This is a genomic window from Fenollaria massiliensis (assembly GCF_000312505.2).
GTDB classification, from domain to species: Bacteria; Bacillota; Clostridia; order Tissierellales; family Peptoniphilaceae; genus Fenollaria; species Fenollaria massiliensis.
Genome location: NZ_HG326228.1, coordinates 134,270 through 151,371, shown reverse-complemented (window position 1 = coordinate 151,371; position 17,102 = coordinate 134,270). Strand labels below are relative to the sequence as shown.

16 protein-coding genes and 1 pseudogene are annotated in these 17,102 nt (G+C 35.2%); 9 read left to right on the top strand and 8 right to left on the bottom strand.

The genetic code is table 11. The features are described from left to right. The first annotated feature begins 1 nt into the window (after position 1). Genes BN30_RS07645 through BN30_RS07625 form a run of 5 tightly spaced genes read left to right on the top strand, consistent with a single transcriptional unit; the run spans position 2 to position 3,332 of the window. Entirely contained in the window at positions 2–727 is a 726-nt protein-coding gene (locus BN30_RS07645) for an MTAP family purine nucleoside phosphorylase (protein WP_019214919.1), read from the top strand. Beyond that, entirely contained in the window at positions 724–1,107 is a 384-nt protein-coding gene (locus BN30_RS07640; RefSeq protein WP_019214918.1) for a metallopeptidase family protein, read from the top strand. The genes BN30_RS07645 and BN30_RS07640 overlap by 4 nt, the downstream gene beginning before the upstream one ends. Next, on the top strand, positions 1,094–1,756 hold the full coding sequence (locus tag BN30_RS07635; protein ID WP_019214917.1) for a uracil-DNA glycosylase: 663 nt from the start codon (positions 1,094–1,096) through the stop codon (positions 1,754–1,756). Before BN30_RS07640 ends, BN30_RS07635 begins: the two co-directional genes overlap by 14 nt. Then, positions 1,753–2,451, top strand: a complete 699-nt coding sequence (locus BN30_RS07630; protein WP_019214916.1) for a gamma-glutamyl-gamma-aminobutyrate hydrolase family protein — start codon at positions 1,753–1,755, stop codon at positions 2,449–2,451. The genes BN30_RS07635 and BN30_RS07630 overlap by 4 nt, the downstream gene beginning before the upstream one ends. After that, a complete protein-coding gene (locus tag BN30_RS07625) occupies positions 2,448–3,332 on the top strand; it encodes a YitT family protein (protein ID WP_019214915.1) in 885 nt (294 codons plus the stop codon). The genes BN30_RS07630 and BN30_RS07625 overlap by 4 nt, the downstream gene beginning before the upstream one ends. Before the next feature lie 154 nt (positions 3,333–3,486). Here the strand turns inward: BN30_RS07625 and truA are convergent, their stop codons facing one another. From truA to BN30_RS09425, 4 genes and pseudogenes are all read right to left on the bottom strand, one after another. Further along, positions 3,487–4,221 carry a tRNA pseudouridine(38-40) synthase TruA gene (gene truA / locus BN30_RS07620; RefSeq protein WP_019214914.1) on the bottom strand — a complete coding sequence of 245 codons (735 nt, stop codon included), beginning with the start codon at positions 4,219–4,221 and terminating at the stop codon, positions 3,487–3,489. Further along, a complete protein-coding gene (locus BN30_RS07615; RefSeq protein ID WP_019214913.1) occupies positions 4,218–5,030 on the bottom strand; it encodes an energy-coupling factor transporter transmembrane component T family protein in 813 nt (270 codons plus the stop codon). Before BN30_RS07615 ends, truA begins: the two co-directional genes overlap by 4 nt. Then, on the bottom strand, positions 5,023–5,886 hold the full coding sequence (locus BN30_RS07610) for an energy-coupling factor transporter ATPase (protein WP_026880714.1): 864 nt from the start codon (positions 5,884–5,886) through the stop codon (positions 5,023–5,025). Before BN30_RS07610 ends, BN30_RS07615 begins: the two co-directional genes overlap by 8 nt. Beyond that, positions 5,880–6,721: pseudogene (locus BN30_RS09425) on the bottom strand (energy-coupling factor transporter ATPase). Before BN30_RS09425 ends, BN30_RS07610 begins: the two are co-directional and overlap by 7 nt. Before the next feature lie 239 nt (positions 6,722–6,960). On the opposite strand from BN30_RS09425, the gene dinB reads away from it, so the two are divergent. Further along, positions 6,961–8,199 (top strand): DNA polymerase IV, encoded by a 1,239-nt coding sequence (dinB, locus tag BN30_RS07600; protein WP_019214910.1) that lies wholly within the window; start codon positions 6,961–6,963, stop codon positions 8,197–8,199. 61 nt (positions 8,200–8,260) lie between these two features. Here the strand turns inward: dinB and BN30_RS07595 are convergent, their stop codons facing one another. After that, entirely contained in the window at positions 8,261–11,113 is a 2,853-nt protein-coding gene (locus tag BN30_RS07595) for a stalk domain-containing protein (protein ID WP_019214909.1), read from the bottom strand. A gap of 834 nt (positions 11,114–11,947) precedes the next feature. Between BN30_RS07595 and BN30_RS07580 the strand changes: the two genes are divergently transcribed. The 3 genes from BN30_RS07580 to BN30_RS09420 all read left to right on the top strand — a co-directional run bounded on the left by BN30_RS07580 (position 11,948) and on the right by BN30_RS09420 (position 14,276). Next, positions 11,948–13,090 (top strand): AI-2E family transporter, encoded by a 1,143-nt coding sequence (locus BN30_RS07580; RefSeq protein ID WP_019214906.1) that lies wholly within the window; start codon positions 11,948–11,950, stop codon positions 13,088–13,090. A gap of 239 nt (positions 13,091–13,329) precedes the next feature. Beyond that, positions 13,330–13,899, top strand: coding sequence for a hypothetical protein (locus BN30_RS10185; RefSeq protein WP_195890981.1), 570 nt, complete (start codon positions 13,330–13,332; stop codon positions 13,897–13,899). Continuing rightward, the gene (locus BN30_RS09420; protein WP_195890980.1) at positions 13,839–14,276 is read left to right on the top strand and encodes a helix-turn-helix domain-containing protein; all 438 of its coding nucleotides are present in this window, start codon (positions 13,839–13,841) and stop codon (positions 14,274–14,276) included. The genes BN30_RS10185 and BN30_RS09420 overlap by 61 nt, the downstream gene beginning before the upstream one ends. Before the next feature lie 51 nt (positions 14,277–14,327). Here BN30_RS09420 and BN30_RS07570 read toward each other — a convergent pair whose 3' ends face one another. The 3 genes from BN30_RS07570 to BN30_RS07560 form a co-directional block, all read right to left on the bottom strand. Continuing rightward, positions 14,328–15,068, bottom strand: a complete 741-nt coding sequence (locus tag BN30_RS07570) for an alpha/beta fold hydrolase (RefSeq protein WP_019214905.1) — start codon at positions 15,066–15,068, stop codon at positions 14,328–14,330. 349 nt (positions 15,069–15,417) lie between these two features. Continuing rightward, complete coding sequence (locus tag BN30_RS07565; protein ID WP_019214904.1) at positions 15,418–16,848, bottom strand: aminoacyl-histidine dipeptidase; 1,431 nt, start codon at positions 16,846–16,848, stop codon at positions 15,418–15,420. An 11-nt stretch (positions 16,849–16,859) separates the two neighbouring features. Continuing rightward, positions 16,860–17,093: a glutaredoxin family protein gene (locus BN30_RS07560; RefSeq protein WP_019214903.1), complete on the bottom strand. Its 234-nt coding sequence runs from the start codon at positions 17,091–17,093 to the stop codon at positions 16,860–16,862. Positions 17,094–17,102 lie beyond the last annotated feature (9 nt).

Sequence of the window (17,102 nt, the reverse complement as noted above, 5' to 3'; positions counted from 1 at the left end):
AATGTTTAAATACGCAATAATTGGTGGAACGGCTCTTAAAAGCATGAAGAGCATTGAAACGAAAAGCATTGAGAATGAATATGGCGTTTGCGAATACAACATTCTTAATGAAGATACCATCTTTGTTCCAAGGCACGGAATGAATTACTCAGTTCCCCCTACCTTTATAAATTACAGAGCCAATGTTAAGGCGATGAAAGACTTAGGTGTGGAGTATGCCTACGCAATCAACTCGGTTGGCTCGCTTAGAGAAGAGATAGAGCCTCTTACTATAGTTATGGCGAATGATTTTTTTGATTTTACTAAAAAAAGGGACTACACATTCTTTACTGGTCTTGATAAAGGCGTTAAATTTATTGCCATGGATGAGCCTTATTCACCAGAGATGAATGAATTATTCGAAGAAAAATACGATGGCAAGATTAGTACAGGTGTTTTGGTAACTACTGAAGGACCAAAATTTGAGACCAAAATCGAAAATAAATTTTATAAATCAATCGGCGGCGATGTTGTTGGTATGACTGGTTCACCCGAAGTTATTTTAATGAACGAACTAGGCATCAAATACGCATCGTTAAACGTTGTTGGTAACTACGGTACAGGCGTTACTGATAAGCACGTTGAAATCACTAATGAACAAGAAGATATAGCTTTAAAGGCAGCTCATGTGGTTCTTGATATTTTCAAAAATGGACTAGACTTTAATGATGGAGCGAAATTCCTATGATGCCAGACATTGATACATTCACAGCTTGGACTGATGAAGCTTGCGAGAGACTACCTGAAATATTCTTTAGAGATTTAAATTTAGGTGTAGTCGTCTCAGAAGATTTAAAAATTTCTCCAGATGCAATTGACGATGACTTATTTATTTTAGGTCAATATGAGCGCTCAGCCATGGGCAAAGCTATATACATCTACTACGGTTCTTTTATGAAAATGTATTCTGATTATTCAGAGAATGAGATTAAAGACATGATATATCACGTTTTAAAACACGAGTTCACTCATCACATGGAAGGTCTCGCAAATTACAGAGACTTAGAGGTAGAAGATGAAATTCAGCTCGCAAGATACAAGGAAATGAAGAAAAATGATCATAAATAGCGATTGGGAAGAATTTTTACAAAATGAATACACTAAGGACTACTTCATCAAGATGCGTGATGCGCTTCGCCGCGAGTACAAGGAGCACACTATATATCCAAAATACTATGAAATATTTAAGGCGCTTGAGCTATCGCCACTAAAAGATACAAAAGTTTTTATCTTGGGTCAAGATCCATATCATGAAGTAAATCAAGCCAATGGCCTAGCCTTCTCTGTTAATGACGGAATGGCTCTCCCGCCATCTTTAAGAAATATATATAAGGAGCTTTATGATGATTTAGGTATTCTTAATAAAACTGGTGATTTAGATGCGTGGGCAAAGCAAGGAGTACTCCTACTTAACTCAACATTAACGGTTCGCAAAGGCTATGCTAATTCACATAAAGACATTGGCTGGCAAATTTTTACTGATAAAATTATAGAAACGCTTTGCAAAAATAAAGAAAATGTCGTCTATATCCTATGGGGCGCTTATGCAAGAAGCAAGATGCACTACATCGATACAAGTAAAAATCTTGTAATCACTTCAGCTCACCCATCGCCTTTGTCGGCATATAGAGGATTTTTCGGGTCAAGACCATTCTCAAAGACAAATGCCTATTTAAAAGCACATAATATTAAAGTAATAGATTGGAGAATAAAATGAAAAAAATTTTGATAAGCTCTCAGCCATATTCAGATGGCAAGAGAAATTATGTACAAATCAATAGAAATTACGCCGAAGCTGTAAGATTAGCTGGCGCAGTGCCTTTCATCGCTCCATACACTGACCTTGAAGGAGTAAGTGAACTCGTTGAAATGTCTGATGCAATTATACTTACAGGCGGTCACGATGTAAATCCACTTATCTATGGCGAAGAACTTCAAAAAGGCATCTTAGGTATATCGACTGAAAGAGATGCTTTTGATATGAGACTGATTGAAGAAGCAATCAGAGTAAAAAAGCCAATGCTTGGTATATGTAGAGGAATGCAGCTGATAAATGCATGCTTAGGGGGAACTCTATATCAAGATATATACAAGGACAATCAGGCTAAGCTAGAACACGTAAACTTCGATACCATAGCGACTGGTGCTCACTACATCACAATCAAAGAACAAAGCTTTTTACACAGAGCGACTGGATTAAAGAAGATGCTTGTTAATTCAGAGCATCATCAAGCAGTTAAGGACGTGGCGGAAGGTTTTAAAGTCACAGCAAAGTCTTCCGATGGAATTATCGAGGCAATGGAGGATGCTCATAGAAATATCTATCTAGTGCAGTTTCATCCAGAAGCCATGGCTGTGAATAATAATGGAGAAGCAATAAATATATTTAAGGAGTTTATAAAATTAAAATGAAAAAGAAATTTGACAGATACGAATACTTTGGCGACAACGAAGAAATCTTTACAACGATCACAGCCATCATCATCGGCTGTATGCTATCAAGTTTTGCGATAAACTTTTTCTTCATACCAAATAAACTACTTGCCGGCGGTGTCGGTGGTATCTCCATCATCATAGAACTGCTTACTGGCTTACCAGCAGGTATCATGCTATTCGTGATTAACTTACCAATATTTTTATTTGGATTAAAAGAGCTTGACAAGAAATTTTTGGTTTACGCATTTATAACAACTTTTGTTTTATCTGCGACAATGGTTTTGTTTAGACCAATGCAAAAGCTTAATACCTTTAATGACATACTTATCAGCGCTATATTTGGCGGCGTGCTTAATGGTATAGGCATGGGCGTATTGTTTAGGCACGGTGCTTGTCAAGGCGGTCTTGACATAGTTGCTGCAGTATGTAAAAAGCGCTACAATATCAATATCGGAAGTGCTCTTATGGCGATGAATGGCATTATAATAAGTTTAGCGAGCATAAAATTTGGTGTGTTAAAAGGACTTTACACAGTTTTATCGATGTTTGTTGCATATCAAGTGCTTGACAAGGTGCAAACAGGCTTCGACGCTACAAAGAGTGTTTTAATCATATCAAAGGACTACGAAAAACTTTCTTATGAGCTTATGAATAAACTTGAGCGTGGAGCTACCATCATCGACTCGTACGGTGCTTGGTCAAAAAGCGATTTAAAAATTATATTCATGCTAGTTAAACCAAGAGAGATAGTTGATGTCAAAAAAATAACTAACTCCATCGATAGAAATGCTTTTATAACTATACAAGATACAAACGAAGTAAAAGGTAGAGGCTTTAAAGGCGGAGACAATTTTTAAAATTATAAAAATAATACATCAAATATAAAACCCAGTTCAGATGAGCTGGGTTTTTGTGTAATTTATTTCAAATTGCCTAATTCACTCCATATTTTAGGCGGTTCTTGGGGTTTTAGGCAAAAAAATATCTCTCGCTCTAAGCAAGAGATACATATTAATAATAAACTTCTTCTAAGACAAGTCCTTTTGCTGGCAAAGTTGGTGCAAGTCCCCTTCTATCGCCATCTTCAATTGCTCTAGCCATAGAATCTATATCTAAAATTCCTGTTCCAACAAAAACAAGTGTGCCAGACATGATCCTTACCATGTTATATAGAAAGCTTCTTCCTTTTACATCGATGTAAACAAAATCGCCATCTCTGATGATATCGACTGAATGAATAGTCCTAACTGTCGTATCAACAGCACTTCCTATAGCCATAAATGCTCTGTAGTCTTTTTCACCGACCATGTATTTCGCTGCTTCACGCATTAAATCTAAATCTAGCTTATATGGAAAATTATATGCAAAGTGCCTAGCTGTCGCTCTGCCAAATTTTCTGTGCTCAAGCGTATATCTATAGTACTTGCCCTTTGACGAGAAGCGCGCGTGAAAATCATCCGCTGCCTCTTCACTCTTAAGCACTCTAATATCTTCGGGAAGCTTGTCATTGATTGGATAAATCATTTTTTCAGCCGGACAAACCGATTCAGTCTTGAAATTCAAAACAAAACCATGAGCGCTAACTCCCTTATCAGTCCTCGAGCAGCCAATAACTTTGATGTCTTCACCCAAAGCCTTGCTAATGGATGCGTTCAAAGCGTCCTCAACTGTGTGTGCATTGTCTTGCGCTTGAAAGCCTGAATAATTTGTTCCGTCAAAATCTATAATTAATTTTATGTTCTTCATATTAAATTAAATAAATACTTTGTTGATATTATAAATCCAAAGTATATAATTATTACAAGTATAGCTAATCTATCTACAGCTGTGTAAATAAGTGGATTTAGCTTGCCTCTGTGTTCTCCACCTGAGTAGCATCTAGCATCCATGGCGATGGCTAGTTCATCTGCTCTCTTAAGTGCGTTTAAGAAAAGCGGTATCATTAAAGGAAGCATCTTTTTAGCCGTCTCTATAATATTTTTGCCATCAAAACTTGCTCCTCTTGATTCTTGCGCCATCTTTATCTTATTTGCCTCTTCAGCTAGTGTCGGTATAAATCTTAGTGCTATAGTCATCATCATAGCTAGTTCATGAGTTGGCACCTTAATAAGCTTTAGTGGACTCATAAGTGACTCAAGTCCATCAGTTAGTCTTATTGGTGATGTAGTTAATGTTAGTAGTGAAGAGCCAAGCAGTAGAAGTAATAGTCTAAACGACATGAAAAGACCTGTGTTTAGTCCTTCATAAGACATTGACGGCCACTTAATATTTGGAAATATTTGTGTTCCTGGCGTAAAAAATACATTAAAGATGAGTGTCATTATGATAATCGCACGCATCGGCTTAAGCCCTCTTAATATTATTTTTAGCGGTACCTTGCTCATTAGTATAAGTAAAATTATAGTGATGCCAACAAGAGCAAGTATACTATATGAATCAACGAAGAAGATTGCTATCATAAATACGAAGACAAAGATAAGTTTAACTCTTGGGTCTAATCTATGAACAAAACTATCTGTCGGAAAATATTGTCCTATGGATATGTTATTAAACATTTTTCTTCACCTCGAAATACTCAAGTATATTGCGTCTCGCCTCTTCAACAGTTTTTACATAAGGGTTTAGACCCGGATATTTCTCCTGCAAAGTAAACATAAACTCAGTTATCTCAGGCACGCCAACATCATATTTCTTAAGAAGTTCGCGCTCCTTAACTGCTTCGTCAGTACTTTTGTGCATGATAAGTTTGCCCTTGCTTAGAACAACTATCTCATTTGCGTAAGTAAAAACGTCTTCCATTGAATGAGATACTAAAACTACTGTAATTTTCGTTTTTTCATATATATCATATATCTCATTAAGAATTTCTTCTCTAGCTCTTGGATCTAGTCCAGCAGTTGGCTCATCAAGTATAAGCACCTTAGGTCTCATAGCAAGTATACCAGCTATGGCAACGCGCCTTTTTTGTCCGCCTGATAATTCAAATGGAGACCTATCCTTAACCCATTCGTAGTCAAGCCTAACGTCTTCAATTGCGCCTTTAACTCTCTCAGCTACTTCTTCATCGCTTAGTCCAAGATTTTTTGGTCCAAAGGCAACGTCTTTCGCAACAGTCTCTTCAAATAGCTGATACTCAGGATATTGAAATACCATCCCAACGCTCTCGCGAAGCTTGTTTAGCTTGATGTCCTTTTGAGTTATGTCTACCCCATCTATAATTATATTGCCTGATGAAGGCCTAAGTAGACCATTTAATTGCTGCATAAATGTTGATTTGCCAGAGCCTGTGTGGCCAATGATACCGATAAAGCTGTGATCTTTGATAGTAAGCGATATATCGTCAAGCGCCTTCACCTCAAATGGCGTGTCCTTATTATATATAAATGATAAATTTTTTATTTCAATCATAATTTTGCCACCAATTCATCTATACTAAGCTCATCGCCAGTAACATTGAAGCCGTCCTCTTTAAGCAAATTACTTAATTCAGTCACTTGTGGCACATCAAGTCCAAGCGAGTGCACATTTTTTACGTCTGAGAAAATCCTTCTAGGTGTATCGTCCCAAACCAGCTTGCCCTCATGCATAACCATGAGCCTGTCTGATAAAACCGCTTCACTCATAAAGTGCGTGATAAGCACAATAGTTTTTTCGTATTGTCTATTTAGTTTGATAATAGTATCCATGACTTCTTTTCTGCCAAGCGGATCAAGCATGGCAGTTGGTTCGTCAAATACAATTATGTTCGGGTTGATAGCAAGTATACCAGCGATGGCAAGCCTTTGTTTTTGTCCACCGCTCAATAGGTTTGGCGCGTGCTTTTTGTATTCCGTCATCGAAACTATCTCCAAAGCATCGTCAACCCTCTTTCTAATCTCAGGTGTTGGTAGGCCAAGATTTTCTGGGCCAAAGGCAACGTCCTCTTCGACTATAGTCGCTATGATTTGATTATCTGGATTTTGAAAAACAAGTCCTAAGTTTTGTCTTATCTCAAGAAGGTTCTCTTCGTTCTTCGTGTTCATGCCCATGACAGTCGCGTCGCCTTCAGTAGGAAGCAAAATTCCGTCCATAATTTTCGCTATGGTCGACTTGCCACTGCCGTTCATACCAAGAATTGATACAAACTCACCCTTCTTTATCTCAAAGCTCACATCATCCAGAGCTTTTTTTCTTTTTCATTTTTATCGTAAGCAAAACTTACATTTTCAAATTTAATCATGCTATCACCTAAATTTAATAATACCATATTTGGCGCGATTTTACAAGGTATTTAGATTGATTATCTTAATTATAATTTAAGTAGTTTTATAATTTTTATAAATCGAAAATAAATTAATGAATATAAATTAACAAAATATTTATGACAAAAAATGTCAAAAATACTACAAAAGTAGTATTGACAAGCCCATGTAAATAGTCTATAATTGTCTTAGTCATTCAAGTAGTAATAATATTTAAGAAGGTAGATGAAAGACAGGTGATAAGATGACAAGAACAATACTTCATTCAGACATGAACAACTGCTACGCATCCATCGAGAGAAAACTAAATCCGTCTCTCGTTGGAAAACGGCTTGTAGTCTGTGGTTCAGTCGAAGACAGACACTCCATAGTTTTAGCAAAGAGCTACGAAGCAAAAGCTTTTGGAGTAAAGACGGGAGATAGCCTTTATGAAGCGAAGATGAAATGTCCCGATTTAGTAGCTGTTAGGCCTCATTACAATGAGTACTTAAAGTTCTCAAAACTTGCGCACAAAATTTATTACAGCTACACCAATCAAGTCGAACCCTTCGGCTTAGATGAGTGCTGGCTAGATGTGACCGGCTCCGAGAAACTCTTTGGTAGCGGAGAAAAAATTGCTCACGATATCAAAGAGCGCATCAAAAAAGAGCTTGGCATCACAGTTAGTATCGGTGTGAGTTTCAACAAGATATTCGCAAAGCTTGGTAGCGACCTTAAAAAACCAGATGCGGTGACGCTCATTCCTAAAGAGCATTTTAAAGAGATAGTTTGGCCACTTGATACAGATAAAATCATTGGCATAGGCAATAAAACAAAGAAAAAACTTATGTATATGAACATAAATACACTTGGTGAACTCGCTAAAACAGATGTAAATTTATTAAAAAGAAAGCTTGGACTAAGAGGACTATATCTATGGCAGTATGCCAACGGATACGATACTAGTGAGGTTTGTGACTACTACCACCACGATAAGATAAAGTCCATATCCAGAGGTGTAACCACCAAGGCGGATTTAAACTCATACGATGAAGTTAAAAAAATATTTGAGGAGCTAGCCATTGACGTGAGCAAAAAATTAATCGAAGAAAATCTTAAGGCAGGCGGCGTGAGAATATCCATAAGAGATAAAAATCTTGAAACACTTAGCTTTCAAAAAGTTTTTACAGAGACAAGCATCAGCGCACTTAGGCTAAACGACAAAGCCATGGAACTATTTGAAGAGCGATACGACTTCAAAGAAGGTATAAGGAGCCTAACAATATCCGCAATAAATCTTACAAGAAACACAAAATCAGAGCAGATAAGCCTCTTTGCACCAAAACAAATTGTTAAAGACGATAGACTCGAAAAAGTTTTTAACGAGATCAGAAATAAATTCGGCAAAGACAAAATTGGCTACTTAGGCCTTAAGCTCAATAATAAGATGCCAGAAAAACCAAGCGTAGTAACCTTGCCAAGTGGCTTTAGAAATATAATATAAAAAATAATAGAAAAATATCCGTAAGGCAAAACCCTACGGATATTTTTTTAAATTCAATATTTTATTTTGAATAAACTCTTCTAATTATTGTTGCTTGTCTTGTTACTGGGTTCCAAAGAATGTCTGTACCATCCTTTAATCCAAGTGCTCTAGCAATATTTGCAATTGGAAGTAAAGTTCTGTTGTTTACAATTTGTGGTTTAACATCGCTTTCGAACTTAACACCGTTAACAATGATTCTATTAGTGTCAACAGGTATTTCAACTTTGAATTGATTGTCATATATAACTACAGTTCTTGTTTCCTTAATCCATGTAACGTTAAAGCCAAGTGCTTCAGCTACATATCTAAGAGGAATCATTGTTCTACCATTCTTAATTTGAGCAGCTACATCCATAAGAGTAACTGTATGAACTCCATTGACAGTTTTTTCTAATTTTTTTGATCCTATTGTTACTAAAGCTATCGCCTCATAAACTTTAACTGGATTTTCTTCTACAATAGTATCTTCCTCGTTATTATCTTTTCTGTTTCTTCTGTATCTATATTCGTAATTATCTGGATAATATGGTCTATGATAAGAGCCAATTTCTTTAAATACAGGGTAAACAGTTACAGGTCCATCTGGCATATAGAAGTAATCGCCATAAACTTTAACTGGATTATCGAATTGATCTCTAACATCAAAGTAATCAAGTTCAAATCCGTTGTCTGGTATTGCAGTTAATCTTACTAAATCTCCAGGTAGTGGATTTGAAGGATTTGCGTATACTTTTCCATGATATGCTGGAGCTATAGATACTTTATCTTCTGGAGTTGGTGCTTTTGCTTTAACTGTAACTTTTACTGTAAGCTTATCAGTTGATTGGTCTGGATATGTTACTGTTACTGCTACGTTAAAGTCTGCTGCTGTTTGTCCATCTGGCAATTTGCTTGGATCGTCTACTGTTACTGTATATGCATCTTTATCTTGTGGATAGTCTGCTACACTTACAGCTGCTTTTACTTCATCTTCTGTTGTAGCTTCTCCAAAATTTTTTGTTATATTTGTTGCTGTTGGATTATACTTTTCGTTATCTTTCTTTTCTTCTGGAGTTACTGTCTTTGCTTTAACTGTTGTTTCTATACTATTTGGTTTTTTACCATTTTCAGTTTGTTCAATAGTAAGCTTATCATCAGCTTTCAGCTTTGTAGCATCGATATTTTCAGCCTTCCACTTGCCATCGTTACCTACAACAATATTTTCAGCTATTACTTCTGTGCCTTTTAGTATCTTTATAGTCGCACCTTCTACACCAGTTCCATTGATAACTGTTGCACCTTCCACAACATCTTCAACAGTTGGCGCTGCTGATTGATCATCAAGAGGTTTAACATTTATAACTATTTCAGCGTTGTCTGTTGAGCTGTCTCTATAAGTTATAAGTACTGGTAATTTTATAGTTTTACCTGCATCCTCTTCTTTCACTGTATAGTAGAATTGTCCATTATCATAAAGAGTTGCGTCTGGTAATCCTTCACCTACAAATGTTACTTTATAAGCTGTAGGTTTTTTGCTTGCTTCAGGCTTAGATGTTTCTGTGCTTTTTTCATCTAAAAACTTTATTTTAGTTGCTACAAAATCTTCAACCTTTTTCTCAAGCTTATCATAAACAGGCACATACAAAGCGCTTTCTTTTTCAATAATCAAAGCCTCTTCTGTATATGCAAAGTTTCCATTATACATTACTTTAATTGATTTTCCATTGTATGAAGCATCTAATATGTCTTCATTTGCTGGAATAGTTTTGATACCTCTTGCTTTGAAATCTTCAAACGGTATATAAGTTTCTTTTCTTTCATCTTCTTTATCCACTACAGCAAGAACAATATGCGATAAATCAAGTTTAGCTTCGTTCTCTTTAGTATAATTTACTCTTGGTTCTCCCTTAACATAAAGTGTAGGGTGCGGATTATCTTCATTATCTTTAATTATATCTAATGTATCAACATCACTTGTTATTTTTTCACTTAAATCAAGCTCTACATGTGTTTTAGCGACTAAGTCTGTAATCTTATAAAGCTTAGTTTTGTCAAAACGGTTACTTGCTGCTATATTACCAAAAGTGAATTTTTCTTTAGCATCTGGATTAACTATACATGTTGCATCATATCTATATGATGATAAATCTACCTCTCCTTGATACTCATGCTCATATGCAGAAAAAGTATTTACAACAGGATTAGTCTTTTTTGTTACAACTTCGTATAAGTCAACAGTTGTTTTAAAACCATCATATCTAGCTCCAACGAATTTTCTATCATAATCTAGGTAATCATCGTACTTAGCCTCAAGTATTGTTCCATTAACATTCCTATAACTATTAATACTTTGTGGATTATATTTTGAAGCAAAACTATCATTAAGTTGATCTTTTACCGTTGACCAGCACACGAATTTTTCATCATCGCCTAGCTCACTTTGATGAGATCTTACTGTGCTTTTGATGTCTTCATAAGTGCTTTTACCAGGTATTGTTATTGTATCAATAGTTGTTTTATCTTTCTTATGCAAGTTCAAAGTTATCTCTGGCATAGCTTTGTATTCAACAGTTATTGTTTCGTTTGCAGTGAATTGTTTTTTTACCGGCTTACTTATAATTTTTCCTTCTGGCGCATATAAAGAATAGAACTCAAAGTATGCATCATTCTCTTCTGCTCTTAATAGTTCAACTTCATACAGTGGGTTTACATAAAAAGTTAATGTTTTTAAAGGTGTTCTATTTTTATCATGCTTTTCAAATTTTCCGTCTCCAGCATTCAAAGTCACTGTCTTCCATTGTGCAGGTTCTTTTACCCCATCACGAGCAAGTATATAATTCTTCGTATGATATCCGTCCCTAACCACATCGATAGTTACATTCTCTTTTGGCATTTCAAACCCATTATAATCAAATTCAACACCATTAGCATAGTACTTATAATCATGATTCCAATCATAGCTAATTTTTACTCCTGCACATAATTGAACTCCAGAAGTTAGTTTTTCATCTACGTACGTTGTTTTTGAATAATATTTTAATCCTAGTTCCTCTCCTGGGTCAATGTCTGGGCTTAAATTAATTGTTACAGTGTACTTAGCTTCTTCACTAGAGCCAGTACCCCCCCCCTCCTGCGTATAGCGTGATACCTGATGAAAGCATCATGGCTAGTACAAGTATCAAGCTAAGAATTCTTTTTGCGTTCTTCATTTTAAAACTCCTTTCTTTATTAGCAAGTCTTTCTTGCCACTGTTTGGTAGATTGTCCTAGATTATTACCCACCTAAACATATAATGTTACTTTAATTATACTACCTATTATTATATAAGTCAATCACTTTATTTTACTATATAAAAAAATCTTATAGGTGTGCCAGTATCCATAAATTATCCTATAATAAACTAAATAATAAACAAATTTTTCATTTTTATGAAAAAGAAAAGCTCTGCCGAGCTCTTCTTTCCCAGGTAAATTTTAATTTGGAGGTTTCTTGAAGTGTATTTTGTCCGCTTTCTTGTAAATATACGGATACTTAATAAGTGAAAATGCTAGTGACATTAATCTCATTTAACACACTCCTTTTATTGATTTGAAAATTTTTACAACTATATTATAAATCATCTCGTGTTTTTTGTGGTTAAGTGCGTGTAAAGTTTAGGTAAATTTTAATTTTGTATTGAATTAGCTACTTTTATATTGTATAATTAAAGTATGAAGGAGGCAGAAATATGGACGAAAAATACAATAAAAAGTCATTATTCTTTTATTTTAAAATAGTTGCCTTTGGTGTCATTTTATACGTGGCACTCTCTAATTTAAAGTCGCTTTGGTCATATCTAAACATTTTCTTAGGTATAATCACGCCATTCTTAGCGGGTGGTTTTGTGGCTTTTATACTAAATATTCCGCTAAAACTATTCGAGGAGAAAATTTTTGGCAAGTGGAAGCCTAAAAAAATTGGTTTTAAGCGCGCTATATGCATGCTTCTTACTATATGCATACTGATTGCAATTATGTTCCTTCTTGGCTACATCGTTGCGCCTCGTGTGCAAGAATCAATTATAAGTGTTGCGCAAAAACTTCCTGAGTTTGAGGACCAACTTGTTAAGCTTCCAGTGCTCAAAGAATATGAGGAAAATATTCACGAACTATTCTCTAAGCTAAACATCAACAGTGTTCAAAGAACTCTTATCAACTACGTTCAAAATGCTAACTCCGACTTATTTAACACTATAGTTTCAAGGGTTGGCTCAGTTCTAAACACACTATTCGCCATGTTTATGGGCTTTACATTTGCAATATATGCTTTATCGTCCAAAGAGGACCTAGCAAGAAAGACTAAGGAGCTTTTATACTCCGCTTTTCCTGAAAGATGGGCTGACAAGTTTGTAAGGTTTGGAGAGATAGTTTTTGACAACTTCTACAATTTCTTCACTGGTCAGTTCATAGAGGCTTTGGTCTTTGGTTCTATGTGCTTTGTCGGTATGCTGATATTTGGGTTCCCATTCGCTCCAGCTATATCCATAATTATGGGTCTTGGTGCCTTGATACCAATACTAGGTGCCTACATCGGTGTTTTCACTGGCGCACTGCTTATACTACTTCAATCGCCGTTCAAGGCTTTGATGTTTATAATATTTGTAGTAGTCTTGCAACAATTCGACGGCAATGTAACTTATCCAAGGATAGTTGGTAACAAGGTAGGACTACCTGCAATGTTTGTAATTGTCGCAATCACAGTCGGCGGTGCACTCTTTGGCATCATCGGTATGATACTTTTTGTTCCCTTGTTTTCAACTATATATACACTGCTTGGCATATACAAGGACAAAAAACTTAAAGAAAAAGGTATTGATATAAAAACTAAATAATTTAGATAAATGTAATGCACTTCGTACTTGAAGTGCATTTTTTTATGAGATTTAAAAAACTTTCATTATCTATCTTATTTAGACATATAAGATATAAAAAATAAAAAAGTAAAACTTTTGTTAGATATAGCTAACTTTTTATGTGTATCTATTGTACTAGAGTTCAAATTGTGCTACAATATATTTAAAAGATATATCTTTTTGATATATTGGCTAATTGTGATAATGGAGTTGAAGCTATGAATAAATTTAAAGACTTAATTAAATTATACGCTAAGGAAAGGATTGAAAATCCTAAGCAATTTCCAAAGCTTGGCGAAACTTATTTAATAAATGAAGAAAATATCAAGGGCTACTACTGGTTTTACGAAACTGATGATTTTATTTTTGATATAAATGATTTAACAATGCTTGATGATGTTATTTATAAGGATGTGCCTGATATTTTTAATTTTTTCTATATTTTATCTATATACATCATATCTGCTTCGGGCGAAACCTTCTACCCTTATCAGGTAGTTGAGCCAAAAACTTTATATATAATAGATAGGACAAAGCCTGTTATGAAATATGTTTTGCATAAAAATTCTAGATATAGCGCTGTGAGCTTAAAGATTAAAGAAAGTTTTCTAGATGATGAATTTTTTAAAAGGAATAATCTTAATAAAACAAAAATTGCTTCAATATTTGTAGAAAATAAAGGAAAAGTATCAAAAAAGATTGAAAAGATAGCGATGGAGATACTTAAGTGCAAGATGGATGCGGAAGATGCAAAATTATTTTTGAAAAAAAAGCTAAGGAGTGGATAGCAATATCTTTAAGTGCTATAGCTGATGAAAAAGATAATGTAAAACTCCCTCAAGACGATGACAGAGCCATCACCAGCGTTGCAAAATATATCGAGGATCACTTCTCCATGAATTTAAAAGAAGATCTTTTATCAAAAATTGCAATGATGAGTCCGACTAAGCTTAAATACACTTTTAAAAAGAAATACGGTGTGAGCATAACTGAGTTCACTCAAAGAAAAAGGATGAATGTCGCTGAAAACCTAATACTAACAACTGATCTTGATGCCAAATCCATCGCAAAATCTGTTGGATATGCATCTCAAAGCAGGTTCTCAACACTTTACAAAAGATACAAAGGCTGCCTTCCATCGCAGCTTAAGAAAATTAAAAAGTAAATTTTAAAATGCACTTCATGAGAGGTGCATTTCTTTATATATATAATATTTTTATTTAAGAAAATCTAATAATTTTTCTGCGTATAATTTAGGTTCTTCGTGTAAGAATTGACCGTGTCCCTTGCCTTCGAAAACTTCGGTCTTCATTTGCGGTAAATATTTTCTCAAAACTGCCTCGCTCTTTTTGGGTATAGCTTCTTCGCTGCCCAGCAAAAATGAAACTGGCTTGTTAAAATTTTTCAGATTATCTGAAACATGATAGTGATACAAAGTCTTACAAGCGTTTAAAATGGTCTTCTTAGTGATATTTGTATACATCATCTCACTTGCGCTATCATTGCCCTTGCCCATAAAGTAGTCAAGCATGAACTTTGGTATAAATTTTCCTTTTTTAATCCTATCCGTTCCTATAGCAAAAGCATAGGCGAATGGTTTTGCCGCAAGACCCATTTCTATGGTGATGGCTGCGTCAAGAAAAAGTCTCTCTGCTCTTATACTTGCTCTTGAAACAAGATCAACTGCCATGGTCGCGCCCATTGAAAAACCGCATAAGCCATAAACTTCGCCTGATAAATTATTTATTATATAATTTTCAATGTCTTCTATACAATCATTCATTGAGAAAATATCTTTTTTGCTCTCATCATAATGACAATCAAGTTCGCATAAAACAACGTAATAATCACTTAAATGTGGCAAAAGCGCTCCAAAACATAGCTCAGCAGTCGACGCAAGTCCATGAATAAAGACTAAGGACTTATTATTTCTATCGCCACAAGTAATATAGTTCATATTGACTCCTTTCTTGAATATATTATAGCACAAATAAAAAAAGAAGGTAATATGTTTTTCATACTACCTTCGTATAATTTAATTTTAGTTTTTCTCTAATTGCTTAGGAAATATTTTCTATATATATCTATCCTGCTTATTTCAAAGAGAAAACAGATGGATTTGCCTGTTTTAATTTGAAAGTATTCTGTAGGCAAAAGAAGGCATCGTACATAAATGTACGATAACCTTTGCGCCATGATGCAAAAGGCGAAGTCTAGAATGCGATATACCGGAGTCGTGCTGTTGCACGTCGAGGATATAGAGGCATTCGTTACGAGCCTTAGACGCAATTTTGATAAGAATAAGCTTATTTAACTGCTTTTAGTAGCGCCTTTAGGAAGTGCCACATTCTTTCAGTTGACTTAATATCTAGATGCTCTCTAGCTGTATGAACGTCGTAGATGTTTGGTCCAAAGCTTATCATCTTAGTATCTGGTAAGATTTGTTTTAGTAGACCGCATTCAAGTCCTGCGTGTATAGCGCTTACTTCTGCGTCTTTGCCTGTTTCTTCCTTATATACTTTACTTACTAAGTCTCTTAGTACTGGGTCCTCATCAAATTCCCAAGATGGATATGCTTCTGATAATTCTACCTTGCCGCCAAGTACTTCTGTCATGATTCTAACTTGTTCTCTTACTTCAACAAGTGCTGCATCTGATGAGCTTCTGATTGAGCATAGATAGTTCACGTTATTTCCTTCAGTTCTTAATATAGCTGCGTTACAGCTTGTCATTACAAGGCCTTCTATGTCCTTAGACATGTATATAACGCCGTGTGGAGCAAGCATTAAGAAGTTTATAATTCTATCTGTATCTTTCTTTGTCATGCGTTTATCTGCTTTGACTTCTTTAAATTCAAGTGTCATATTTGGATCTTCTACATGATAATCTTTTTTGATATGGCTGAATAATTCATTCATTGCTTCTTTAACTTTAGCGTAATCTGTATGAACTATAGTAGCTTTGGCAACGTTGGCAATTGCATTGTGCTTAGTACCGCCTTCGATTGAAACTAATTTTAATTTATCGCAGTTGCATTCATTTAAAAGTCTTGCTAAAACTTTGATAGCGTTTGCTCTTTGCTTGATGATTTCCATGCCGCTGTGTCCGCCTGTAAAGCCTTTAAGTGTTATTTCTAAAGCTTTTTTGTCGTTATCTTTGTATTCTACTTTGAATTTGGATTCACTATTAACTCCACCTGAGCTTGAAGATAAGAATATGCCTTCTTCTTCAGAGTCTATGTTGAATAAGTAGTCTCCGCTTAAGTGTTCGTTTGTTAAATTAAGCGCTCCTACCATGGAAGTTTCTTCTGCAGTTGTAAATACTGCTTCGATTGCTGGGTGCTCAATTTCTTTTGAGTCAAGAACTGCAAGCGCCATAGCAACTGCTATACCATCGTCAGCGCCAAGTGTTGTATTATTTGCTCTTAGGTAGTCGCCGTCAACTATCATCTCGATTGGATCTTTTGAAAAGTCATGATCGCTATCTAAAGTTTTTTCGCAAACCATATCCATGTGACCTTGCAAAATAACTTTTGGAGCATTTTCATAACCCTTAGTAGCACCCTTGTGTATAACGATGTTTAGTGCCTTGTCTTGCCACACATCTAAATTTCTTTCCTTAGCCCAATTGTATAGGAAATCGGAAATTCTTTTTTCGTCGCCTGATCCTCTTGGGATTTGGTTAATCTCTCTAAACCAATGAAAAACCTCTTGTGCTGGTAAATCTTTGTAGTCCATAATTTTACCTCCTAAAAATTTTCTTTAAAATATTTAATTATATCGTCCGATTCATAAAGTGCCTTGCCATCTATGAATAAGCATGGTACTTGGTCCTTGCCGCCTCTTTTAATTAAGTCTTCGTTATTGTTTCCTTCTTTGATGTCAACAAGTTCAACGTCCTTGATTTGACAATTGTCCATCATGTAATTTAATACCTTTTGGCAAAATGGACACTCAGCTTTGTAATAAAGTTCTAATTTCATCTTAACCTC